20 protein-coding genes are annotated in these 24383 nt (G+C 66.1%); 10 read left to right on the plus strand and 10 right to left on the minus strand.

Translation table 11 applies throughout. The annotated features are described in order from the left end of the window. Positions 1-44: 44 nt before the first annotated feature. From NCW75_12075 to plsY, 3 genes are all read right to left on the minus strand, one after another. The gene (locus NCW75_12075; GenBank protein UYV12028.1) at positions 45-1979 is read right to left on the minus strand and encodes an ABC transporter substrate-binding protein; all 1935 of its coding nucleotides are present in this window, start codon (positions 1977-1979) and stop codon (positions 45-47) included. A gap of 208 nt (positions 1980-2187) precedes the next feature. Beyond that, on the minus strand, positions 2188-2418 hold the full coding sequence (locus NCW75_12080) for a hypothetical protein (protein ID UYV12029.1): 231 nt from the start codon (positions 2416-2418) through the stop codon (positions 2188-2190). 121 nt (positions 2419-2539) lie between these two features. Next, positions 2540-3220 (minus strand): glycerol-3-phosphate 1-O-acyltransferase PlsY, encoded by a 681-nt coding sequence (gene plsY, locus NCW75_12085; GenBank protein ID UYV12030.1) that lies wholly within the window; start codon positions 3218-3220, stop codon positions 2540-2542. 100 nt (positions 3221-3320) lie between these two features. Between plsY and NCW75_12090 the strand changes: the two genes are divergently transcribed. From NCW75_12090 to NCW75_12100, 3 genes are all read left to right on the plus strand, one after another. Further along, on the plus strand, positions 3321-4007 hold the full coding sequence (locus NCW75_12090) for a hypothetical protein (GenBank protein UYV12031.1): 687 nt from the start codon (positions 3321-3323) through the stop codon (positions 4005-4007). Positions 4008-4258: 251 nt separating this feature from the next. Next, a complete protein-coding gene (locus NCW75_12095; GenBank protein ID UYV12032.1) occupies positions 4259-6529 on the plus strand; it encodes a VCBS repeat-containing protein in 2271 nt (756 codons plus the stop codon). A gap of 16 nt (positions 6530-6545) precedes the next feature. Beyond that, a complete protein-coding gene (locus NCW75_12100; protein UYV12033.1) occupies positions 6546-7166 on the plus strand; it encodes a NeuD/PglB/VioB family sugar acetyltransferase in 621 nt (206 codons plus the stop codon). On the opposite strand, the gene NCW75_12105 is transcribed toward NCW75_12100, so the two are convergent. Then, on the minus strand, positions 7075-8310 hold the full coding sequence (locus NCW75_12105) for a glycosyltransferase (protein UYV12034.1): 1236 nt from the start codon (positions 8308-8310) through the stop codon (positions 7075-7077). The two genes, NCW75_12100 and NCW75_12105, sit on opposite strands and share 92 nt — an antisense overlap. Between NCW75_12105 and NCW75_12110 the strand changes: the two genes are divergently transcribed. Beyond that, positions 8292-9413 carry an amidohydrolase gene (locus tag NCW75_12110; protein ID UYV12035.1) on the plus strand — a complete coding sequence of 374 codons (1122 nt, stop codon included), beginning with the start codon at positions 8292-8294 and terminating at the stop codon, positions 9411-9413. The two genes, NCW75_12105 and NCW75_12110, sit on opposite strands and share 19 nt — an antisense overlap. A 70-nt stretch (positions 9414-9483) precedes the next feature. Here NCW75_12110 and NCW75_12115 read toward each other — a convergent pair whose 3' ends face one another. Continuing rightward, the gene (locus NCW75_12115; protein UYV12036.1) at positions 9484-10431 is read right to left on the minus strand and encodes an isocitrate lyase/phosphoenolpyruvate mutase family protein; all 948 of its coding nucleotides are present in this window, start codon (positions 10429-10431) and stop codon (positions 9484-9486) included. Between the two features lie 129 nt (positions 10432-10560). On the opposite strand from NCW75_12115, the gene NCW75_12120 reads away from it, so the two are divergent. Further along, positions 10561-11589 carry a hypothetical protein gene (locus tag NCW75_12120; protein UYV12037.1) on the plus strand — a complete coding sequence of 343 codons (1029 nt, stop codon included), beginning with the start codon at positions 10561-10563 and terminating at the stop codon, positions 11587-11589. A 59-nt stretch (positions 11590-11648) separates the two neighbouring features. Then, entirely contained in the window at positions 11649-12119 is a 471-nt protein-coding gene (gene apaG / locus NCW75_12125; protein ID UYV12038.1) for a Co2+/Mg2+ efflux protein ApaG, read from the plus strand. Here apaG and kynU read toward each other — a convergent pair whose 3' ends face one another. Together kynU and NCW75_12135 are read right to left on the minus strand one after the other, a co-directional pair. Continuing rightward, entirely contained in the window at positions 12120-13403 is a 1284-nt protein-coding gene (gene kynU, locus NCW75_12130; GenBank protein UYV12039.1) for a kynureninase, read from the minus strand. It abuts the gene before it with no gap. Further along, positions 13400-14590 carry an amidohydrolase gene (locus tag NCW75_12135; GenBank protein UYV12040.1) on the minus strand — a complete coding sequence of 397 codons (1191 nt, stop codon included), beginning with the start codon at positions 14588-14590 and terminating at the stop codon, positions 13400-13402. Before NCW75_12135 ends, kynU begins: the two co-directional genes overlap by 4 nt. A 143-nt stretch (positions 14591-14733) precedes the next feature. Here NCW75_12135 and NCW75_12140 point away from each other — a divergent pair, with 143 nt between their 5' ends. From NCW75_12140 to NCW75_12155, 4 genes are all read left to right on the plus strand, one after another. Beyond that, entirely contained in the window at positions 14734-15729 is a 996-nt protein-coding gene (locus NCW75_12140) for a hypothetical protein (protein ID UYV12041.1), read from the plus strand. 145 nt (positions 15730-15874) lie between these two features. After that, positions 15875-16513: a hypothetical protein gene (locus tag NCW75_12145; protein UYV12042.1), complete on the plus strand. Its 639-nt coding sequence runs from the start codon at positions 15875-15877 to the stop codon at positions 16511-16513. Between the two features lie 53 nt (positions 16514-16566). Beyond that, positions 16567-19656: a hypothetical protein gene (locus NCW75_12150; protein UYV12043.1), complete on the plus strand. Its 3090-nt coding sequence runs from the start codon at positions 16567-16569 to the stop codon at positions 19654-19656. 39 nt (positions 19657-19695) lie between these two features. Further along, positions 19696-20277, plus strand: coding sequence for a hypothetical protein (locus tag NCW75_12155; GenBank protein UYV12044.1), 582 nt, complete (start codon positions 19696-19698; stop codon positions 20275-20277). Here NCW75_12155 and NCW75_12160 read toward each other — a convergent pair whose 3' ends face one another. From NCW75_12160 to NCW75_12170, 3 genes are all read right to left on the minus strand, one after another. Next, positions 20278-21021, minus strand: a complete 744-nt coding sequence (locus tag NCW75_12160; protein ID UYV12045.1) for a DUF2071 domain-containing protein — start codon at positions 21019-21021, stop codon at positions 20278-20280. An 8-nt stretch (positions 21022-21029) separates the two neighbouring features. Beyond that, positions 21030-21869, minus strand: coding sequence for a hypothetical protein (locus NCW75_12165; protein UYV12046.1), 840 nt, complete (start codon positions 21867-21869; stop codon positions 21030-21032). A 103-nt stretch (positions 21870-21972) separates the two neighbouring features. Then, a complete protein-coding gene (locus NCW75_12170) occupies positions 21973-24336 on the minus strand; it encodes a protein kinase (protein ID UYV12047.1) in 2364 nt (787 codons plus the stop codon). Between the last annotated feature and the right edge of the window lie 47 nt (positions 24337-24383).

Below are 24383 nucleotides of genomic sequence, written 5' to 3' on the forward strand. Positions count from 1 at the left end.
GCTCTGGTGCCGAAGAGTCGGGTTGGGGTCGGAGAAGGTCGAGGTCAGTTCTGCGAGGGCTGGCTCTCTCGACCGACCCAGAACTCCGCGTACTCCAAGCCCGAGGCGTATTCCTGGACATTGCCAGCACGCTTCTTGACAAGACGCACCCACGGGATCTCGCTCATAAAGGTGTAGGGCTGCTCCTCGTGGTACACCGAGTGCAGCTCGTGCCAGACCTTCATGCGCTCGTCGAAGTCGAGGGTCGTGCGGCCCTTCTCGATGAGGCGATCGGCCTCTTCGCTGCGCCATTGGATGAAGTTGTCGCCTTGGTTATCGGCGTTGTCCGAGTGCCAGATCTGGTAGGGATCGTTTTCGGGTGTCGAGGCCGACCACGCAAAGGTGATGGCGTCGAAGTCGCGGCGGTTGAGGATGTCGGCCAGCACGGACCAGTCGATCTGACGCACCTGCAGGTTGATGCCAACCCGCGCGAGTTCGTCCTTGATGAAGTTGACCATCTGTTCAGTGCTTTCGTTCCCCTTTGCAAAGGTGAACTCGAAAGTAAACGGGTTGCCGTCCTCGTCTTCGAGCAGGCCGTCGCCGTCGCGGTCCTGCCAGCCCGCCTCGGCCAGCAAGGCGACCGCTCGGTCGGCATCAACGGGCCAGGCTTCGATATCGGGGTTGGCCTGCGGCGTAGAACTGAGGAACGGCCCGGTTGCCACGCGGGTGACATTCTTGGAAATATCGCGACGGATGCGGTCGCGATCGATGAGCAGGGTCATGGCCTGCCGCACGCGCTTGTCGTGGAATGGCGTGAGCTTACCGCCGTTGCGGGGGCCGCACTGCCAGCCGATGAACGAGTAACCGCCACGCATGTTGAACCACTTGCGGGCCTCGCTGTGCTCGAGGAATCTCGAGTCGGAACGCTGGGCGACGAACTGCTTCGAGTTCGGTCGCATCATGTCACCCTGCCCATTGTTGAAGGCGATCAGCTTCGTCGTGTAGTCCTTAATCACCGAGATGCGGTAGCTGTCGAGCCTGGGGCGTGGCCCCCAATACTGCTCGTTGCGGACCAGCACGATGTCCTGGCCGGGCGTCCACTGGTTCCCCGGGTCGACCGTGACGAACCGGAAGGGGCCAGAGCCGACCGTCAGGTTGGTGCTCTGGTTGTACCGCGTGGGCGTCTCGACCCACGGCTGGTAGACGTGCTTGGGCAGCACCTTGAATCCGAAGGCCTGATCGAGGTTGTCGAAGCGGGGCTTCTTGAAGGTGAACTCGACCACGCGGCTGGTCGCGGGGTCGCCGATGACCTCGACCTTCTCAATAGCGTTATACACGCTGCGGAAGCGCTCGGCCTCGATCTGCATATTGAACAGCAGGTCGTGGTACGTCCACCTGACGTCCTCGGCCAGCACCGGCTGGCCGTCGCTGTAGCGGGCCTCATCGCGGATCCTGGCTCGCAGCCACATGCCGTTGGGGTCGTACTGCCACGCGTCGGCGAGCCGGCCGCGCATCTCGAGGGTCTCCGGGTCGTACCAGCCCAGGCTCTCGCAGATCATGTCGCACACGCGGCGGCCGTACACGTCGGCGTAGGTAAAGGGCGTCAGCTTCGGCGGCTGCCCCTCGTAGATCTCGTGGAACTCGCCGCCGGTGACGACATCGGGATCGTTGGCCGGGTCGGTCGTGAATCCCCACGGCTCGCTGGTGGTCACCGCGACGCCCTCGCGGGCCCAATCCGTGCTGGCGCGGGTGGTGGCTGGCTGCTGGCCCGGACCGCCCGAGGGCGTGGTGCCGGGCTGCTGGGTCACGACCACGGGCCGCCTGAGAATCTGCTCTTCGAGGCGGACGATCTGCTGCTCGAGATCCCCAAGGCGGGCATTGGCCTCCTGGGTCTTGCCCCAGCGGCGGTCGTCCTGGTAGATCGAGATCCACACGCTGACGAACAGCCCCAGGATCAGGGCGATGATGATCATGTCTTTCAGACCGAAGTTATTCTGCATGGCGCAACCTCGCGGCGGGCGTGTTCGGCTCTCGATGGGCGCAACATTGCAGCAGGGCCACCAGCACCCGCGATAGTGTAGCGTGCGGGCCTAAAGAAGCCGTGGGTGCCTTGAGGGGTTGAGACTCGGGGAGTACCCAAACATCACGGGCCCGCGCGCAACAAGAGATGCGCCGGGCCCGGCTTGGGAATCTGGTTGGATCGACCGATCAGGCGGCGCGGGGGCCGTCGTCGTCGTCGAGATCGAAGCGATCGATCAGGTCGCGGAGGTTGTCGAGCCGGCGCTGGGCGTGGAACAGGGCGCTTTGCACCTGCTCGGCGGCATCACTGGAGCCACCCAGATTGAGCCGGAGGGACCCAGCCTGAACCGGGGGCGCCTCCGCGGGCGTTGCGGTCGGGGTAGGGTCGTTGGTTGTTTGGGTTTCGGTGATCGTAAGCATTGCTATGTCATCGACTTAGCGATGTTCTAGCTTTGCGCACTTGGCCGTCTGTTCGCGCCCGAAACGGGTTATGCACCGGCCTAGCCGCTACGGCCCGCGCGGATTCGCATATCGGATGGCGTTACTGGGCCTTGGCGGCGGCCTTCTCGGCCTTCGACCTGATCTTGGGCTCGGTACCCGCGAGGATGCGCCGGAGGTTGCCCGCGTGGCGGGCCACCACGAGCAAGGCCAGCAGCCCGGACATGGCCAGCATGGGAACGGCCGAATTCGAGAGGTGACCCTCGATCGTTATCGGGAGCAACGCCGCCCAGAGCGGCACGCTGACGGCGGCGCAGACCGAGGCCAGGCCGACGTAGCGGGAGAGCTTCAGCACAACGAGCCACACCAGCAGCCCGCCGACCACCGCGAGGGTGAGCACCCAGAACACGCCCAGGAGCGCCCCGAGGCCCGTGGCCACGCCCTTTCCGCCCTTGAAGCCGAGCCAGGGGCTGAACATGTGGCCCAGGACCGTCGCCACGGGGGTCAGCAGCCACACCCAGACGGTGGTGGGCGGGGCGTCGAGGTTGCCCAGAGTGCCGAGGATGAGCCCCGCGGTGAGCGTCGGCAGCAGGCCCTTGGCGACGTCGAGAGCGAAGCAAAGGTTGCCCGGGCCTCGCCCGACGACCCGCTTGACGTTGGTGGCCCCGATGTTGCCCGAGCCTTCCTTGAGGATGTTCACGCCCTTGGACCGGGCGATGAGATAGCCAAACGGGATTCCCCCAATGAAATAGGCGGCTACAGCGAGGATGAGGGCGGTGAGCACTGGACGAGGATATGGGGGCGGTTTGGGGCAAGTAGCGTTGGCGAATGGGCCGGCTTGGGGTAGGCTGTAGGGGTACGACTTCTCAAAGGGAGAGCAAGAGATGAACGCACGGATTGGTATCACGGCGGTTCTTGGGCTGGGCTGCGTGGCGATGGCCCAGGAGTCGGTCTCGATCGACCTGGCCGGCGTGGAGTTGGAGGATGGGGGCAGCGTCTCGCGCGACAGCGCTCCCGACACGATCTCGCCGGCCAACCGGTACCGCTACGAGGTCTCTGGGATGGTCCAGGGCAGCGGCATCGTGCTGGGCTCGCTGTTCCCAGACCCGACGCCGCTGGCGGACGCGCTCGAGTCGCTCTCGCCCGGCTCGTCGGACTTTTTGACCGGCGAGGTCGAGAACCCCGATGGCACGCACCCGTTCCAGGTGCTGGGTGAGACCATCGAGGGCGAGGAGACGCTGGTGGGCATCACCGTACGCTTCTCGGCGACCTTCGACGCGGGCATCGGGGCCGATGACGTGGCGTTCTTCAACGTCACCGACATCGTCCTCTCGCCCAGCTTCCTGGTGGGCTCGCTGCGCTTCACCGAGGGCGCGGCGCTGATCGAGCGCATCGAGGACGTGTGCCGGGCCGATCTGGATGGCGATGGCGAGCTGACATTGTTCGACTTCCTCGCGTTCCAGAACGCATTCGACATGGGCGACCTGATCGCCGACTTCGACGGCGACGGCGAGCTGACGTTGTTCGACTTCCTGGCGTTCCAGAACGCGTTCGCGGCGGGGTGTGCGTAACGACGGGGATTGAGCACGCCGTTGTGGAACAGAGGCCAATCAGGTTCATTGATTGGGTCGGGTCGTGTTCGCGACATCGCCCTGTTCACGGTCATGACGGCCTTCGCAGGGATAACACCTAAACCAATAACTGGCTTGTTGCAGTATCATTGAAGATGCGGGAAGGGCGCGCACACGGAGAAAGGAAGGGGCAAAAGATGGGTTACGCGGCACGGGCGTGCTGGAGGCAGAGAGGATTTCTGGCAGCGGTCTTGGGGGGTCTGCTGCTGCCCGGCACCGCCCTGGCGGACTGCGGCCAGTTCCCCGAGCGTGTACTCGTGACCGTTGGGAGTGCCCCCCGGTCCGTGGCGATCGGCGATCTTGATGGTGATGGCGATCGCGACTTGGCCGTCGCGAACTCGGGCACCGACGACGTATCGGTCTTGCTGGGCAACGGCGACGGGACGTTCGCACCGGAGGTCCGGTACGCTGCGGGCGAGAGACCCACCGCGATTGCGATTGGCGACTTCGATAACGATGGCAATGGCGACCTTGCCGTTGCCAACGTCTTCAGCATCGAAGTCTTGATCTTGCTGGGCAACGGCGATGGGACGTTCGCACCAGCGCTCCGCTACGGCACTATCGGCAGGCCGAGTTCACTCGCGATTGCGGACCTCGATGGGAACGGCACCGACGATCTCGCGTTGACGATCTCCAGCATCGACAACGTTCTGATCCTGCTGGGCAATGGCGATGGGACGTTCGCCGCTCCGCTCAGGCTGCTGGTCGGCAACGACCCCATTTCCATCTCGATCGGCGACCTGGATAACGATGGCGATGCCGACCTCGCCGTCGCGTACAACCGCGACGACTTCGTTTCGATTGTGCTAGGCAACGGCGATGGGACGTTCGAGCGCGAAGTCCGCTACGACACGGGCACTCGTCCCGAGTCCGTTTCGATCGGCGACCTTGACGGCGATGGCGATGCCGATCTGGCTGTCGCGAATCCTGGAAGCGATGACGTTTCGATCCTGCTGGGCAATGGCGATGGGACGTTTGTCGTGGGGGACCGCTACCACGCGGGAGATGCCCCCGCGTCTGTGCTGATCGGCGATCTCGATGATGATGGCGCTGCCGATCTGGTCACGGCAAACGCGGGCAGCGATGACGTTTCGATCCTGCTTGGCAACGGCGATGGGACGTTCGCCGATCAGGTTCGATACGTGACGGGCAATTCACCCATCTTCGTGGCGATCGGCGACCTCGACGGCGATGACGATGCGGACCTCGTCGTGGCGAATCGTGTCAGCAGCGGCGTTTCCGTCCTGTTCGCCAACGGCGACGGCACCTTCCCAACCGATCGCCGCTACGGCGCGGGCGACCGCCCCTATTCGGTTGCGGTCGGCGATTTTGATGGCGATGGAATCGTGGACCTGGTCGTGGCGAACGCGGATAGCGACGATGCCTCGGTCTTGCTCGGCACTGGCCCGGGGACGTTCGCCCACGAGGTTCGGTATGGCGTGGGCGGCATTCCGCACGCTGTTGCCGTGGGAGATCTCGATGGCGATGGCAATAGCGATCTGGTCTTCGCCAATACGGGCAGCGATGACGCCTCCGTTCTGCTGGGCAACGGCGACGGGGCGTTCGCACGCGAGGTCCGTTATGTTGTAGGGGCACGGCCCCAGTCCGTGGCGATCGGTGATTTTGATGGCGACGGCGACAATGACCTTGCGGTGGCGAACGCGGGCACTGCCGATGTCTCGATCCTGCTCGGCAATGGCGACGGAACGTTCGCAACCCAGGTTACTTACAGAACGGGCGTCAGCCCCTGGTCCGTTGCGATCTCGGACCTGGATGGGGACGGCAATCTCGACCTGGCTTTGGCGAACGCGGGCAGCGACAGCGCCTCGGTGCTGCTGGGCAACGGTGACGGGACGTTCGCGCGTGAGGCCCGCTTCAGCGCGGGCGATCTTGCCCAATCCATCGCGATCGGAGACTTCGATGGCGACGGCGATGCCGATCTGGCCCTGGCGAACGCGAGCAGCGACGATGTCTCGATCCTGCTGAACAACGGCAACGGGAGGTTCCCATCGGGGGCCCGCTACGACGTGGGCGACCTTCCCCAGTCGATTGCGATCGGTGATCTGGATGAAGACGGGGTTCTCGACCTCGCCGTGGCGAATGTTTCTGGCCAGAGCATTTCCATCCTGTTTGGCAACGGCGACGGGACATTCGCATCCGCGGTGCGCTACGACACGCCCAACGGTCCCCAATCCGTTGCGATCGGGGACTTCGATGGCGACGGCGATCGCGACCTTGCCGTGGCCAACAGCGGCGTCCGTGGCGTTTCGATCCTGTTCAACCAGTGTGGCGATTGCCGCCCGGACCTCGACGGCGACGGCGTGCTGACCATCTTCGATTTCCTACTGTTCTTCAACGCCTTTGACGCCGGCGACCCCATCGCCGACTTCGATGGCGATGGGGAACTGACGCTCTTCGACTTCCTGGCCTTCCAGAACGCGTTTGACGTTGGGTGCGAGTAATGCCGATAGTCTCGGCGTGAGCGGTTCACTCGTTCTTGTTGGCGGCGGCGGGCACGCGAAGGTCGTGGCTGATGCCGCCCGCGCGGCGGGTTTCAACGTGGCGGGGTTTGTCGATGACGATCCCGAGGCGAAGGTGCCGGCACTGGAGTGGCTCGGCGGGCTCGATCGAGCGCGCGAGCCCTGGATTGTTTGCATCGGTGATGTTGGCACGCGGATGCGGGTTCTTGGCTCGCTGCATGGCCAGGCGGCGATGGTGTTGCATCCCGCCGCGATCCTGAGCGAGCGCGTGGAGATCGGGCTGGGGGCGTTCGTTGGCCCCGGAGCGGTGGTGAACGCCGACGCGGTTGTGGAAGACCACGCGATCGTGAACAGCGCGGCCGTCGTCGAGCACGATGCGCGGGTGGGGCGTGGGAGCCATGTCGCGCCCGGGGCCGTGTTGTGCGGCAACGTGGATGTTGGCGTGGGGTGCCTGATCGGTGCGGGCGCGGTGGTGCTGCCGGGCGTTGGGGTTGGCGATGGCGCGATCGTGGGCGCGGGGGCCGTGGTTACCGGGGCGGTGCCGCCTCGGACGCGGGCGGTTGGGGTGCCGGCGCGGCTGCTGGACGCTCGAGGTGCCCGCGGAGTACGGCACCTATAGCGGCCTCGAAGCGGTCTTCGCTGAAGCGTTGGGCGTTCTCGACACAATCGCTTGAATCGCATGCGATCGCGCGATTGGCGGCTTCGGCGAGCGCCTTGGGTGAGCCATCGCACAGAGCGCCGGTGATGCCGTCTTGCACGATGTCGAGTGCGCCACCTTCGTTCCTTGCGGCGACGGGGAGGCCGCAGGCCTGGGCCTCGACGGCGGTGATGCCGAAGTCTTCGACCTGGGGAAAGAGCAGGACGGCGGCGGTGCGCATCTCGTGGCGGAGTTGCTCGTCGGTCAGGCGGCCGGTGAAGGTGACGTTGCTCGGGGCGTTGCGTTCGAGGTCGGCACGTACGCTGCCATCGCCAACGATGCGGAGTTGTGTTCCGGCGAGCTTGGCGGCTTCGATAGCGGTATCGAAGCGTTTGTAGGGCTCGATGGCCCCCACCGCCAGCCAGTGGTCGCCGCGGGGTTCGCTGCCCGGGGTAAAGAACGCGGTGCGTGCGGGGGGATGGATGACGGTGGCGTCACGGCCGTAGGCGTGCTCAATGAGTTTGGCGACGTGTGTGGAGTTGGCGATGAAGGCTGTGGCGTGGGCGGCGGTGGAGCGGTCCCATGCGCGCAGGGGCCTGCCGAAGGCGCGGAGGCCGAGGCGTTGGAGCGGGCCGTATTGGTCGGCCTGGGACCAGAGGTATCGCGCGGGGCTGTGGCAATAGCAGACGTGCGGCACGCCGGCGGGCGGGCACAGGCCCTTGATGGCGGCCGAGCTGGTGGAGACGAGCAGGTCGATCGGGCGGCGCTGGTGCATGCCCAGCAGGCGGTAGGTGAGCTGGCCGACGGCGGCGGGGTAGAGCGGGAGCATCCAGCGACGGGCCCTGAGCGAGCCGGGCAGGTTGCCGAGAGTTGAGACCTGGCGGGGGAGGGCGTCGAGCTCGGGCGTGAGCGGCTGCCCATCGTCAAACATGGTGAGGATGGCTTCGACGTGGCCGAGGCTCTGGGCGACGCGGGCGATATGGTGGAGCACGCGCTCGCCGCCGCGGAGGCCGACGAGCCAGTCGTGGGCCAGGACGATGCGCGGGCGATCCCCAGGATTCGCGCGGCTTTCATCATCGGCGGGGGTGCTGGGGTTTACAGTGGTGGATGAATCCGCCTGAGGCATCCCAGACTGTACATCGCCGGACTCCTGCAAACTTGCTGGGCTTGGACTATCTGGCCGAGGCCGGGCGGTTCGGGCCGCCGGCGGTGCCGATCATCGACAGCCACGCGCACATCAACGGCGTGAAGGCGGCCCCGGTGTATCGCAAGGCGATGGAGGCTTTCAGCGTGGCGCGGGTGTACTCGCAGACGCAGATCGCCCAGGCGGCGGCGATGCGGGAGATCTTGGGCGACAGGATCCGGTTCGTGGCGATCCCCGAGTACATGTCCGACGATCGGCGGCGGGCGATGCGGGAGGGGTTCTTCGAGAACATGCGGCGGTTCCATAGCGAGTTCGGCTCGCGGATGCTGAAGTTCTGGGCGGCACCGCGGCTGCGGGATTTTCTTGATCCGGTGCAGGACGCGGACATCATCCGAATCGACAGCCCGCTGCGGCGGGAGCTGGCGAGCGAGGCGATGTCGATTGGGTACATGTTCCAGGCGCACATCGCCGACCCGGACACGTGGTTTGCCACGAAGTACGCCGACGCGAGCAAGTATGGTGCGAAGGCCGAGCACTACGAGCCGCTGGAGCGGATGGCCGATGACTTCCCGGTGCCGTGGCTGGTGGCGCACATGGGCGGGTGGCCCGAAGACTTGGGATTTCTCGATGGGTTGCTGACACGGCATGACAACATCCATCTCGACACATCGGCAACGAAATGGATGGTGCGCGAGCTGAGCAAGCACCCGCGGGACGCGTTCCTGGCATTCCTTGAAAAGTGGCGCGGGCGCATCTTGTTTGGGTCGGACATCGTGACGCTGGACGACCATTTCGAGGCGAGCGACGACGCGAACAACCGGTTTGGCGCGCATCAGGCGAGTGGTGAGGCCGAGGCGTTCGACTTGTACGCGAGCCGATATTGGGCGCTGCGGACGATGTTTGAGCGGGAGTATGCTGGGCCGAGCCCGATCGCGGACCCGGACTTGATGATGGTGGAGCCGGAGAAGTTTGACGCGATGAGTTCGCCGGCGCTCAAGGGGTTTGCGTTACCCGAAGACTTGTTGAGGGTTGTGTATGCGGGGGCGGCGGAGTCGTTGCTCGAGCGGTGGTGGGCGGAGCACTAGGCGGTCGTTGAATCGTGGATGACGAGCCCCTCGCGTGAGCGAGGGGCTCGTTGGGGTGTTGTCGGTACTCTTACCGGAAGCTCCAAGGCTCGCCTGGCGTGTAGCCCAGAAGGTCGTAGAGCTCGGCGCGGGTCTGCATGTTGCCCAGCGAACGCTCGACGCTGCCGTTGGCGGCGAGGTTGGCGAGCATGTCGTCGACGGCTTTCATCGCGATGCGCAGGGTCGAGACCGGGAAGATCACGATGTGGTAGCCGATCTCGGCGAAGCGGTCGCGGGGGATGATGGGGGTCTTGCCGAACTCGGTCATGTTGGCGAGCATGTAGGGGGGCTTGCCGGTGTCTCCGACTTGGGCGCCCTGCATGGCTTTGGCGAATTGCTCGAACTCACTCTCATCCTTGAGGCCCTCTGGGAAGATCATGCTGGCGCCGGCCTTGGCGTATTGGGTGGCGCGGGCGATGGCATCGTCGATGTCATTGACACCGCGAGCGTCGGTACGCGCGCAGATGATGAAATTGGGGTCGCTTGTGTCTTTGGCGGCGCGGGCGGCCCACTCGATCTTGCTGGCGGCTTGGTCGGTGGGGATGAGCGTCTTGCCGTCGAGGTGGCCGCAACGCTTGGGGAAGACCTGGTCTTCGAGATGCAAGCCGGCCGCGCCGGCGCGCTGGTACTCGATCACGGTGCGGCGGGTCATTTCTTCCTCGCCGAAGCCGGTGTCGGCGTCGGCGATGACGGGCAGGGCCGGGCCGCCGGGGGCGAGTCGCGAGCCGTCGACGACCTCACGGACAACGGCGGCGAAGCGGTCGAGGGTGAGCAGGCCAACATCGGGCACGCCCGCGGCTGCGCTGGTGGCGGCGCCCGAGACGTAGGCGGCCTCAAACCCCTGGCGGGCGACGGCGCGGGCTGTCAGGCCGTTGAAGGCGCCCGGAGCCATGACGCAGCCCTTGTCCATAGCGGCCCTGAGGCGCTGGGAGGGGGTAGCGGAGGTATCTTGTTCGGTTTCTGTGGTGGTTACTGGCATTCTCACATGATAGGAATGCGGGCTGGGAGGTCTGCGCGGATTTTTCCGGCTGCGGGGATATTGGACTGAATCGGGGTTTGGGAACGGTCGATGGGCTTTGGGAGAGGTCCGAGTAGACCGGAGCAAGCCATGACCAGAATCGACACTGAACACGAATTACGGATTGGGTGCGAGGGCGTGTGCGGCGAGTGCGACTGCACCGAGCCCGAGGACGGCAAGGTCGGGGTGGCCATCGATGGCGACCCCGAAGAGGTCGACATCCTGACCCGTGGGCTGCTTGGCAACTTCGCGAGGTTCATTGCCACGGGCGAGGACAGCGAAGACGAAGCCGGGGCCGAGCCAGAAGACACCGAACCGAAGCCCGACCCTGCCATGGATGATGCGCTCGGCCGCGTTGAGCAAGCAATGACGGCCTTGGTATCGGCCATGCCGAGCCTGGAAGAGCGGCTGGCGGACATGGAAGAGCGCGTCGAGGACTGGGGCGGCAGCGAGATCGCCGAAGGGATCGACCGAGACGAGGTCGCTCTGGGGTTGCGGGACCGCTTGGCTGGTGTGGAGCGTGAGTGCAAGCGGCTGGCCAGCGTGCCAATCGAGCGGATCGAGACGCGCGTGGCGTCGGCCGAGCGTTCGCTTGGGTCGCTTGTGGAGCGCGCGGAGGCCGCGGTGCTTGAGTGTGCGAGCCAGCGAGAGGCCGCCGAGCGGGCTGTCGAGCAGCTCTCGTCGCTTGCGAGTGCCTTGGCGCCGTGGGTCGAACTGCTGGAACTGCGTGAGAGCGAGGGCGGTCTGCCCAAGCCCATGTCGACGCTGCTGCGCGTAGCGGGTGCCGAACTGGCACGAGAGATGGCGGGCGTCCGCGGGAGCTTGGAGCGCTTCGCGGGCGTGCTGGAGTTGCCCGGGGCGGAGCCGGCGGCGCGAGAGGTCGAGGCACCGACGATCCCGGATGTTGAGGGATTGCCCGGGGAGGGAGACATCGTGGCGCCAGAAGAGCCGAGTGAGGGACGGCCACGCAAGAACGGCCGAGGGAAGAAGCCCAAGGCGGTGCGCGCGAAGGGCAGCGAGGCCGAAGCGCCGCGGCGCGGCGCTTCGGACAGGCGGCTGAGCGCCGAAGCGCGCCTGCGCGCGCGGAGTCGCGCCGAGGGCCGCCCGCCGCGACGGTAAAACGGCGCTAGGGTATTGGTGTTAGCACGATCGGGGCGCGGCCCCGGGGGAACGACGCCATGGACCCACACGCCATAGGACTCACGAGCAGCGCCGATCCCGGCCAGCACGGGTCGGACACGATCACGCCTGTCAAGACAGACGCGGGCGAGGCTTCGGTGCGCGTGCGGGTTCGCCCGGAGTATCTGCCATCGCGCAGCGATCCGCGGCAGCCGATGCACGTGTTCGCGTATCACATCACGATCGACTACCAGGCCGAGACCGGTGCGCCGATGGTGCAGTTGGTCGACCGGTATTGGCGCATCGTCGATGCGCACGGGACCGAGCAAATCGCGCAGGGGGAAGGGCTCGTCGGCCAGCAGCCCACGCTGCGGCCGGGCGAGCAATTCGAGTACGCGAGCTACAGCCCGATCCGCACGAGCTGGGGCACGATGGAGGGCCGGTTCGGCCTCGTGCTGCTCGACGGGCGGGATCAGCCCACGTCGCGGCAGATCGTTGATGTCGGCCGGTTCTATCTGGTTTCAGAGTAGTCAGGCGTTCGCGGGCGCGGTGGACTGGGCTATGGTCGTGGCCGCGCGTGCGACGTCGGCGAAGGTGTTGTAGAGCGGCACGGGAGCGAGGCGGACGACGTCGGGCTCGCGGAAGTCGGCGACCACGCCGTGCTCTTGGAGCGTATCGCGGATTGCCTTGGCGCGATCACCGAACGAGATGCTGAGCTGGCAGCCGCGCTGGTTGGGATCGGTGGGCGTGATGATGCGTGCGGCGGGCGCGACGCTCAGGACGGCCCGTTCGAGGAAGGCGGTGAGCTTCAGGCTCTTCTCACGAAGGGCGGGCATGCCCACGCGGTCGAAGATCTCAAGCGAGGCGGCAAGCGGTGCCATCGCAAGGATGGGCGGGTTGGAGAGCTGCCAGCCGTCGGCGCCCTTTCTCGGGACGAATCCGGATTCCATCTTGAATCGTGTGTTCGGGTCGTTGCCCCACCAGCCGGCCAGGCGGGGGAGGCTTGGGTTGTTGCCATGGCGTTCGTGGACGAAGCAGCCGGCGATGGCGCCAGGGCCCGAGTTGAGGTATTTGTAGCTGCACCAGACGGCGAAGTCTGCGTTGCAATCGTGCAATTGCAGAGGCGCATTGCCGGCGGCGTGGGCGCAATCCCAGCCGACGAGTGCGCCCGCGCGATGGCCAGCCTCGGTAATGGCGGGCATGTCGAACCACTGGCCGGTGCGGTATTGCACGCCGGCGAGCATGACCAGGGCGAGCGTATCGCCGGCTTGCTTGATGGCCTCGATGATGTCGTCGGTGCGGAGCGTTTCCTCGCCGTTGCGTGGGCGCAGGCGGATTATGTTCTCGCTGGCGTCCAGCCCTCGATGCTGGACGTGGCTCTCGACGGCGTAGTCGTCGCTGGGGAAGAGGGCGTCTTCCACCACGATCTTCGTGCGGCCGCCCTTGGGCTGGTAGAAGCTCGCCAGCATGAAGTGCAGGTTGGCGGTCAGGCCGTTCATCATCACGACCTCGCCGGGTTTCGCGCCGACGAGGCGGGCCCCGCTCTCGCGGAAGCGCTCGTGATAGCCGAACCAGGGGTTCTTCGCGTTCAGGTGGCCGTCGACGGCGAGCTTGGCCCAGTCGTCGAGTTCCTGCTCGACGGCGGCCCGGGCGCTCAGGGGCATGAGGCCAAGGGAGTTGCCGGTGAAGTAGGCCAGGTCGTTGTCGGCGGGGTCTTTCGGGATCGCGAAGCTGGCGCGCTCGCCTTTCAATGGGTCGGCGGCGTCGAGCTTCGCGGCTTCCTCGAACAGGGTGTTCGCGTCTAGGTCCCTCACTTGCCCGCCTCGCTTCCGGTTTGGGCGGACTCGGCGGGGAAGGTCGCGGCCCGCTCGCGGGCGGCCTCGCGTTCTTCGATGAGGTCGGGGAAGGCGTCGGCCTCCATCCCCAGGAACTCGAGGGCCGAGCCGCTCATGAGCTGGCGTTTGGTCTTGTCGGTGAGGTCGTACATCGAGTCGATCATCGCGCCGGGCCTGGCCTCGCCGAGCGGGAAGGGGTAGTCGCTGCCCAGCGCGACGCGGCGCTCGTCCATCATGGCGATGAGGTAGCGCAGGGCGTTGCGGCTGTAGACCGCCGAATCGACCCAGAAGCGGGCCGGGCGGCCGTAGTCGGCAAGATAACTCCAGGGGTTGTGCTCGCTGTCGACGGCGACGATGTCCGGGCGGCTGTTGTAGCCGTGCTCGATGCGGCCGATGGTGTAGGGGAACGACCCCCCGCCGTGGGCGAAGCACACTCGTAAATCCGGCAGCCGCTCGAACACGCCGCCGAAGATGAGCGCGCACACCGCCCGGGCCGTCTCGGCGGGCATGCCCACTAGCCACGGCAGCCAGTACTTGCCCATCTGGTCGCGGCCCATCATGTCCCACGGGTGGACGAGGATGCTCGCGCCCAGGTCCTGGCAGGCCTCGAAGACGTCGAAGAGGGCGGGCTCCCACAGGTTCCAGTCGGCCTCGCCCGGGCGCTCGATGTGGCTGCCGATCTGGATGCCGGCCATGCCCAGGTCCTTCATGCAGCGTTCGAGTTCCTTCACCGCCAGCTTTGGATCCTGCATCGGCAGCGTGCCCAGGGCGATGAAGCGGTCGGGGTGCGCGCGGCAGCGGTCGGCCAGGTCGTCGTTGAGCAGCACGGCGGCCTCGAGGGCGTGCTCCGCCTTGGCCCAGTAATTGAACATCACCGGCACCGTCGAGACGACCTGCACCTGGACGTTGTGCAGTTCCATGTCGCGCAGCCGGGCGTCGGCGTGCAGGCAGTTGGGCTTGACGTCGCGGAAGAAGTTCCCGTTGATCGACATCCGCGCCCCGCCGGCGAAGTCGCCGGGGTCATCGGCGGGGATGGGCGTGAGGTTGACCCAATCGCCGTAGCCAAACTTGGCGGCAAAATCGGGCACTGTTGGGGGGAGCATGTGGGTGTGGAGGTCGATCTTGAACATGGAAGTCTCGCGGGGCTTGGGCAGGCAGTAGCGCACGTCAGTGTATGGGCCCTGCCGCGGCTCGGTTGGCAAGTCACGTTCGTGTCACGAGCGCTGCTCCGGATGGAAAATAGGCTTGGAGAATACCGACTTTCATGGTATGGTGGGGTGTTCGCACACCCTGCTCTCTGGAGGTTGCCATGCGTGGATTGGTGTTGGTCGCGGGAGTGGTTCTGGCAGTGTCTTCGGCGGTTGCTTCGCAATCGGGGGGTGGGGGCTTCCCGCCGCCGGTGGACGTGCTGGGCGTGCGTGTCGAGTTTCGCACGATCTCGGCGACGATCAACGTGCAGAACGCCGAGCAAGGTGGGACTCAAGCTACACGATCCATCACGGTGAACGGCTCGGCGACGCCGCTGGCGCGGATCGAGGGCTCCAAATCGCCGGCGGAGGAAGATGGTGGTTTCGTTGGCACGACGGCCGTGCTCTGGGCCGAGATCGTGTCGCTCGTGGGAGATGATCGCGAGGTTGCGTTCGAGGGCACGCGGCAACGACATCTTGGGAGCGTGACGCAGCGTCGCCATCGATTCTCTCAGGTGCTGCTGAACAACCCACACGCGCTGCTCCAACCCCCGCCGCACCTCTCGCCGCAGCAGATCCAGGTCATGCAGATGACCTCCGGTGGGTTTACGGCGCACGCAAAAGTCGATACGCAGCCGGCCCGGATCGATCGGATGGTCGTGAGTCTGGACGTCGTACATGCGGCGAAGATGGAGATCGTCAGCCTGCCGCTGGAGGCCATGGCCGAGCACCAGGAGATCGTGCCGGGCGTGCGGTTCCTGGTGCGCTCGGTGGAGGACGTTGAATCATCTGGGCGTGCGTATACGCGGGTGGCATTGGAGTACTTCATCGAGCGTGATCATTTGGAACAGGATGCTGATGATCCCGATGCGTTCGAAGACACGCCGCTGGTGCCGGCGATCGCCATTCGTGATGCGAACGGGCAGATCGTCCACATGGTGCAGCGGGTGCAGGAGACCGAGACGCGCGATGAGTTCATCGTGTCGATCGGGGATCTCAACTTGGGGTTGTCACCGCAGGTCAAGCGGCCGCTGACCGTCGACGTCATCGTGCTGCACGAGTTGGAACGGCACGAGGTCGAAATGGTGGTTGAGGACGTGCCGCTAGCGGGGGAATGAGGTGCAGCATGGGCAGTCCAGAGAATTTGGGTCGCCTCGGCATGCGTGTTAATGATTGCTCTTTGCTCGGGTTGTGGCCGCGAGCCAGTTCGAGTATGATTCGAGTCGTTGGCGAGTGCTCGCCCAGGAGCGGAGAGGCGGACCTATGCACGTTCGATTTTTCGCAGTGTGGTGTTGCGCAGCCTTGCTCGGCCTGGCTCCATCGGCGCTGCGGGCGCAGGACGTGTACAACCTCGACGCTGTAGCCCAGTGTTGGGTGCCCCCGGCGGTGGATGGATTGCCGCTCGATCTGCTCGCGGGCCTGTACACGACGCTGCCCGTTGCCGGCGCGTTCAATGCCTGGAACGCGTGGGGCGGATCGGTGAGCGGATGCGACGGCAGTGGTTACGACTGCTCGACGGGATGGGCTACCGCGCACACCGTGTCGCGACCAGATAGATTGGCGATCGCCCGAACCCCGATCATTGGTGAGGTCGCCGAGAACCCTGCGCTGGCACTGCTTCGCCCGAGACGGATGATCTTCCGCATCTACGGAGGTGAAATTATCCTGCTGGGGATCGCGGACAGCACGTGTGGCGATAACATCGGGGGTGTGTCGGTGCGTGTCGAGCCCGCGGTGTGTGAGGCCGATCTGAACCTCGATGGCTCGCTGGACCTGTTCGATCTGCTCGAATTCCAGAACGCCTTCGATGTGAACAACCTGGTTGCCGACTTCGACGGCGACGGCGTGCTGACCATCTTCGATTTTCTCGCGTTCCAGAACGCGTTCTCGGCGGGGTGCTGATCGCCCCCTGCGGCTTGGCACTCTCTCGGGCGGCCTGCTCCTAGACTCGGCCCATGCACCGAACCGGCCGCCGAACCAGGACTCTCGCCGCCCTCGTGGTGATTGCTGGGCTCGCGAACGGCGTGCTGGGTCAGGACGATCCTGTTGGGATTGACCCCCTGGCCATCACCGGCGAGGGGTTCGGGCCCGTGCGGCTGCCAGCGGCGCAGGGGCTAGACACCATCGAGGTGGCCGGGCAACGGGCGTGGGCGTGGAACGAGGCGTCCCTGACGACCGGCGTGGCCCCCACGCGGCGGCTGGTGCTCGAGGGCGACGTGCGGATGGTCCTGGGCACGCTCGAGTTGCGGGCCCGGCGATTGCACGCGTGGGTGCAGGGTTTGCCCGACGGTGGGCAGCAGTTTTATATCCTCTTAGAGGATGCGAACATGCCCACCGGAGCGCCCGGAAGCGGGGTGGCCGGGCCGATCATCCCGATCGAGGGATCCCTGGCACCGGGGGCCAAGGTTGACCTGTCGTCGATCGTTCTCGAACAAGCGCCCCCCGCCGGCTCGGGCGAGACGGGGCGGGCGGTGGCGATGGCCCAGGGCGTGTTCACCGATCGGTTACGCCAGGTCGTGGGGATCGCGCTGCCCGAGGTGAGCGGCGAGATGCTGGCCGCCGAGGACGCGGCGCTGCGTGGCGTGTTGCAATTGGCGCGCGAGCGGCTGGGTGCGCTGGACGTGCGCGAGCCGATCCTGCCCGTGCGCGGGCGGGTGAGTTTTTCGGCCGCTGGCATCGAACAGGTGCGGCTGGGCGACGGTAGCGATGGCAGCGATGGCAGCCCGCCCTACGCCGTGGTGCTGCGCGGGCCCGTGGCGATCATGTTTACCGACATCGCTGGCGGGCGGCGGGCGCAGCTGACGGCTCAAGATGCGGTGCTGTTCCACAAGGCCGACCTGGTGGGCGCGCCGCGGCTGGACGCGGGCGACGTGATGGGCGTGTACCTCGAGGGCGAGGTTGTGGCCGATATCGAGCGTGACCGCGCGGGCCAGCGGGGCGGGATCGACCGCTATCGGGTGCGCTCACCGCGAGTGTACTACGACCTGGCGGGCGATCGGGCGCTGCTGCTCGACGCGATATTCCGGGCCGAGCCGGCGGGCTCGCCGGTGCCGATCTATGTTCGGGCGGGGGAGATCCGCCAGCGTTCGCTCAAGGAAGTGACCGCCACGGATGCCCGGCTGACCACAACCGGCTTCTTCCGCCCCCATCTGGCGCTCGGTGCCAGCACGCTCACGCTGCGATCCGAGGACGCCGCCGACGGCGGGACCCGGATGATCGCGGACGCACGCAACATCACCGTGCGTGCGGCGGGCGTGCCGTTCCTGTACTGGCCGATCTACGTGGGCGATCCGTCGCAGATCCCGCTGCGCAACATCGGCTTCGAGACGAGCGATCGGCACGGCGAGGTGGTTCGAACGGCCTGGGACGGGTTCGCGCTGACTGGTGCCAATCAGCCGGCGGGCGTGGACCTGGACTTACTCATCGACGCGTACTTCCAGCGCGGGGCAGGGTTGGGTGGCGAGTTGAGCTGGCAGGATCGCGCGGGCGGCGATGGCAGCCTGTTCGTCTACAACCTGTTCAACGACACGGGCCGCGACCTGTTGCCCACGGGGGCACGCATCGACCGCGACGGCGAGAACCGCACCCTGGCGATGCTCGAGCACCTGGGCAGGCTCGACGATCGGTGGACGCTGCGGGCCGAGGCGTCTTGGTTCGGCGATGAGAACGTGGTTGGCGCGTTCTTCCCGGCGATGACATTCAACGAACGCGAGCCGATGACCGGGGCGAGCGTGCAGCGTATCGACGAGAGCAGCATGCTGATGCTGGGCGCGAACGTGCAACTCAACGATTTCCTGGTGAGCGACTATCAGCTCCGCTCGCGCGGGTACATCACCGAGCGCCTGCCAGAGCTTCGCTATGCGCGACCGGGCGACGACCTGCTGAGCGATTCGAGCCCGGGGCTGCTGACCTACCGCAGCGACAGCCGGGTCGGGCAGCTCCGGTTGAGTTTTACCGAGCCCACCGCGGCCGAACTCGGATTCGTCAGGACGTCTCGCGCGCAGGCGGCGTTGGGTATCGACCCGGGCCAGAGCCCCGGCGATCGGCTCCGGGCGCAAGGGCTCACCGAGTCGTCGATCTTCCGCTTCGACACGCAACACGAGATCAGCAGCCAGTTCGAGATCGGCGTGGTGCGCGTGCAGCCGTTCGTGACCGGTCGATTGACCGGGTACGACACCGACTTTGACGGCTTCAGCGCCGTGAGCGGCGAGGATGCCGACTCGCTGGTGGCCAGCGGCGCCGTGGGCACGCGGTTCTCGACCCAGCTCACCCGCGTGTACGACAACGTGGACGTGCCGGTGCTGGACCTGTACCGCGTGCGGCACGTGATCGAGCCCAACGCGACGCTGTGGTACGGCGATTCGACCGTGGCCCAGGGCGCGATCCCGGTGTACGACGAGTACGTCGAGACTTTTGCGCGGGGGCCGGCCATCCGATTCGGCGTTGATCAGACATTCCAGACCATGCGCGGGTCGCTCGGTAGTTACGAATCGGTCGACGTGCTGAAGCTTGGAACCCACCTGGTGTTTGCCGGCGAGGACCGGCCCGATGAGGATCGCACGCCACGGTTCTTCGACGCGTACCCCGAGCGCAGCCAGTTTGGCGACTCGCTCGACCTGGAAGCCGCGTGGCGGCCAACCGACGTGTTGGGCATCACCGGGCAGTTCATCTATGACCTCGAGGCCAATCGGGCCGCCGAGGGCGTGTTCGGCATCGAAATCGAGCAGTGGCCCGACATGCGGCTGTTCACCGAGTTGCGGCGCTTGGGCTATAGCGAGGACACATACGTCAACGCGGGCCTGGACTACCAACTGGGCGATCGGTACTCGTTGGGGGCGGTGGGCGTGTACAACGAGAGGGCCGGACAATTCCAGAGCGCGACGTTCCGCGTCGGTCGCGAGATGCCGCACCTGATCTTGACCGGGCGGCTGACGTACAACGACATCACGGGCGACACAGCGATCGGTTTTGATTTCCAGCCGACGGGCATCGACCCAAGGCGCGAGCAGGTGCGACGGCTTGGCGCGGCAACCCTCGGATACTGATATCGCCGTGGTAGAGAGGAATGAGACATGGGATGCGCCATGGTTCGGTTGAACGTTCTTGTGATCGGCGGGATGATCCTGATGCTCGGTGCTGGGTGTTCGGGCAAGCCCAAGGTGATGCCCCAGGACACCTATTGGGAGAACCTGAGCGCCATGTGTGGCAAGGCCTACCCGGGCCGGGTCGTGGTTGACAGCACGAAGAGCTCGACCTTTCGCGACAAGCCGCTGTCGTTGCACGTTGCCGACTGCACCGAAGAGGCGATCGTGATGCCGTTGCTGATCAATGGGCAAGCGTGGGCGACACTCACGGTTTCGCGGGTCGATGGCACGCTGAGGCTCAAGCACACGCACGAGCCGGACGCCGATGGCACGAGCCCGCCGAGCGGCTACGGCGGCGGCACACGCGGGCCCGGAACGGAAATGGCCCAGGACTTCTACGCCGATGCGTTCACCGAACGCCTCGGCGAGGGAACCGGCGACACCGTGTGGACCATCGAGGTGCGGCCCGGATCGGTGATGAGCTACAAGCTGCGTCGCGAGGGCACGAGCCGGCGGTTCCATGCGGTGTTCGACCTCTCGCGCGGGCGGCCCGCACCGGCGGCGCTGCCACGGGCACCGTGATCAGAGCACTCGGCGGGGACGCCACGCCCGGACCGTGATCGGTTCGGCCATGTGCAGCAAGGCCTTGTCGGCTGGCGTGTCGATGCCCAGCGGCGCCGCCATGGAGTTGTGCCGAACATCGCACGACGCGGGCGCGAGCTGCCAGGGTTCGTGGTCGATCTCACCGACCCACAGACGCCTTGGCTCGCGTGGGGGCAGCTCGCTGGCGAACAAGCGGTAGCGGCTGGTCAGGAAGTCTTCGAGCGAGCCCGGTGTGGTTCGTGATGGCGCACCCTCGCCCCGATACGAGCATCGCAGCGAGGCGGCTTGGCCGCGAGCATCGACGCGCTCGCTGGCGTATTCCACACTGCCATCATGCTCGGTGAGCGACATGCGGGCCTTGAAGTAGGCCAGGTTGAAGCCGAAGCGTGCCGCCTCGACGGCCAGGCGGCTGGCGGCGTCGAGGCTGAAGAACCACACGCCCGGCTTGTCTTCATGCGTCACGTACGTGCGAACGTTGAGCTCGTGGAAGGCCCCAGGCCCGGGCAGCGCGGGCGTGAACCGGGCGCGCACGCCGGTCATGGTGAAGGGGACAATGCCGAGCCAGGCGTGGCCATCGGACGTGTCGATGTCGAGCATGGGTGGGACGTGGGGGCGGAGCGATTCAACCGGCACCGACCAGTGCATGAAGATCAATCGCGACCAGTGCATGGCCATGATCCACGGCGTTCGTGGTGGCGGGTAGGGGCGGTGGCTGGCGGGCACTGCGGCGTTTACTTGCGTTCGTCTGGGAAGGCGGCGGCCCAGCCAGCCTTGAGGGCTTCGAGCGTGTCGGCCATAACGCGCACTTGGTCATTGTTGGCTTGCGCGCTCTTGTGGCGATCACCGGTGTTGGTAATGCACAAGCGCTCGCGGGCACCGAGGTTCACGCCGTCATCCGGGTTATCTTTCCAATCGATCACGGCCGACCTGCCCTCGACCAGCGACACGAGTGTGGTGGAACTGGTTTGGCCTTCCTTGGGGGTACTCACGACGAGCAACCGTGTGCCCTCGGCACCAGCCACCAGGGCATGGGTGATGATCATGGGCCAGAACGGGAAAAAGCCGAGCCGTATGTCGCGGGGGCTATCGCCTTCGCCGGACTGGCCCGAGCGCGAGTCGCTGCCGAGTTCGGCGGCTTCGGCCACGATTGGATGGTCTGCGCCGGCCTGTGGGGCCAGGTCGACCAGTGCGGCGCCGGCGTGCAGTTCGAGGCCGACGTACTCACCGGCCCTTGTGCGACTAGTGAACAAGCCGTACTTCAACTCGCCGGCGTTGCCTTGCCCTCGGCCGCCCTCGTCGCTGACGGGCATGAGCACCATGCGAATCGGGCGGATCGAGCCGTCCACGTTGGAACGCATCGACACGCCGCGCGCGACCACGCCCTCGACGGTGCGCTCGCTACCGTCGGCGTTCCGTACGGTCCATTTGAGGGGCGTCACGGACATGCCGTAGACTGGCGCTGGTGCCTGCGCTGGCTCGGCTCGGGTCGCCGGCGAGGGGAGGAAGGTCAGGGCCACTAAGGCCGCCGCCATTGCCGGCATGATCTGTCTGCCGATGGATCGCTTGGTCATACAACGCATGGGACCACCTTTCTCTCGAAGTGGCATTATTGCCCGTTGATGGGTCGTCCGCGTCAAGGGGCCGCGGGGCAGACCTCGGTCCATTTCGCGCGTGTCAGGGTGTGGTACCAGGGGAACTGCCGGCAGCATACGGCCAGCCGCGCCCCGAGGCTTCTCGGAAGCTGAGCCGTCGCCCACCGGCAAACCGAGCACTCAGATACGAGGCCGTCAGACACGAGATTACCACGGCTAACAGCCAGAGTGCCGGGAGTGTCATCAGGCCGAAGTAGGTATACAGCAACAAGGTGCCCGCAGCAACGGCCGCGATGACCAGGCACAACAGGGCCAAACGCACGGCGCGCAACCCCCACCGAATCCCGGGCCGATGGCCAGTCGTGCGCACACTCACGCCAACGCCCGCACCAAGCGCCACGATGGGGATGCACACCAACAAGGTCATCAGTTTGGGTATCTTCCGGAATGTACGATTGGCCATGAGCACTTGGACCGCGCCAGCCAGAACTTCCCCACCGAACACATCGCGTTCGAGCCCGACGTCAATCCGGCTGTCATGCGTGGGATCGAGCACGACCAACGTTCGTTGCCCGACCTTTCGCGATCGTTCCTGGGGAGGATCGCGCAGCAACTGGGCGTAGTCGAGCGTCGCTTTGTCTAGAGCGTCGATGCCGAACACCGCCCGCTGCGTGTATGCCATGTTCCAGTCTTCGCCCCGGCCCCGGCGGGCGGCCTTGGGCACACGGCTCACCGATTGCTGAATTGCGGCTGGCCACAGTACATCGACGCCGATGCGGCGACGTTGTCCGGTATCGCCGACCGGCTGCCAGAACCGCATGCGCACGCCGTCAGCGGTGGTCCATGCCGAGAACTGCGCCTGTGGCTGTAAGGCCGCGGCGTTCGTCGCCAGCACGAAGCTCGGCAACCCCTCGCCCTCCGGAGGCTGGGCGACCAACGGGATGAGCGGCAACGGCCCCGCCAGATCGAGCAGCAGCGAGCCCCAGCGCGCTCCTGCCTGCCCAAAGGCCTCGGGCATGACCGGGCGATCGGCGGCGTCGACGATCCAAGAATTGGCCCCGATGACCACCGGCGTGCCACGCTCGGTGCTGCGTTCGATCGCGGCGGCGAAGGGGGCATCGAGTTCGGGCCACGCCTGGGGGAAGTACAGATCGAAGGCCACGACACGCGCGCCCGCTTGCGACATCGCATCGACGAACTGGCCGTGCATGGGTCGCCATGTTCGGGCCGGGGACGCTTGGACACCCTTGACACCGAGTTCGGTTGCCAGAGCGACCATCTCGAAGGGCGGCGGCATGCGCACGATGCGGACTTCCTCGAAGTCGTTGACCGTTTCGGCGTCGAGTGCTGGGAGCTGCGCGAGATACCAGTTCTCTAGCGGGCGGAACATGCGCAGCGGGAACGAGAACGCGAACGCGAGCACCAGGCCGATGACCATGCCCAGTACCCACGCCACCAATCTAGGCCTTGTTCGGCACCAGCCGGCGAGCACGGCTTTGCCGCGACCCACCGGCGTACGCCCCTCGGCACGCACTTGCGCAATCGCGTTCGCGAAGGCGTGGGCGCTCTCGTGCCGGTCCTCCCGCTGGGCCGCCAGGGCCTTGCGGAGCAAGGACACCAGCGCCAAGGGAGTATCCGCTGGCAGCAATGAGAGCATAGGATCGCTCTCAAGCTTGATGCGGCGGGTTTCCTCACGCGTTGGGATTGCCGGCATCGGTACTGGAACGGCACCATCGGTGAGCGAGCTGAAGAGCGTGGCCCCGAGCGCGTACACATCGCTGCGCGCATCGAGATCGGTCGCCGATAGGGAGCACTGCTCGGGGCTTTGATACGCCCGAGTGCCACCGCTTGGAGTATGTCCCGCTTCGATGCGGAGCTGCGCCAGCCCGAAGTCGGCAACCTTGGCCGTGCCGAAGCGATCAACCAAGATATTCGCGGGCTTGAGGTCGTGGTGGAGCACGCCAAGCGAGTGCGCATAGGCCACGCCCCGGGCGGCCTCTTCGATAAGCCGCAGGCGCTCGTCGAGGGCGGGCTTATGCTCGGCGATCCAGTAGTCGAGGGCGGCACCACGGCTCAGCAGTTCCATCACGATGTACGGCCGCTCCCGGCCCTGGCGGTCAGTGAGCGTCCCGAAGTCTTCCACCGCGACTACGTTGGGGTGATCGATGGCCTCATGGATCAGCGCCTCGGCCTGGCCATCGGTCGGGCGGAGGACCTTGATGGCGCGCTGGCGTTGGCGGCCTCGCTTCCGCGCGCGGTAGACGCGGCCCATCGCCCCGCCGCCGATGAACTCGAGCAGTTCGTACGAGCCCGCGTTGAGACCCGTAAGGTCATCCGTGCTATCGGCTTGAGTATCCGGCTCGTGCTCCCACGGATCGAGCGAGACAATTACCGTGGGATCTTGCTTCCCGCTGGTGCGCCCCTGGCTATCAGGCCCGTGCGTCATGACGCCCCCATGGCGATGCCTGCCGGAGATCGGAGCCGATCTCTGTC

The organism is Phycisphaera sp., from assembly GCA_025916675.1.
GTDB lineage: Bacteria > Planctomycetota > Phycisphaerae > Phycisphaerales > UBA1924 > JAHCJI01.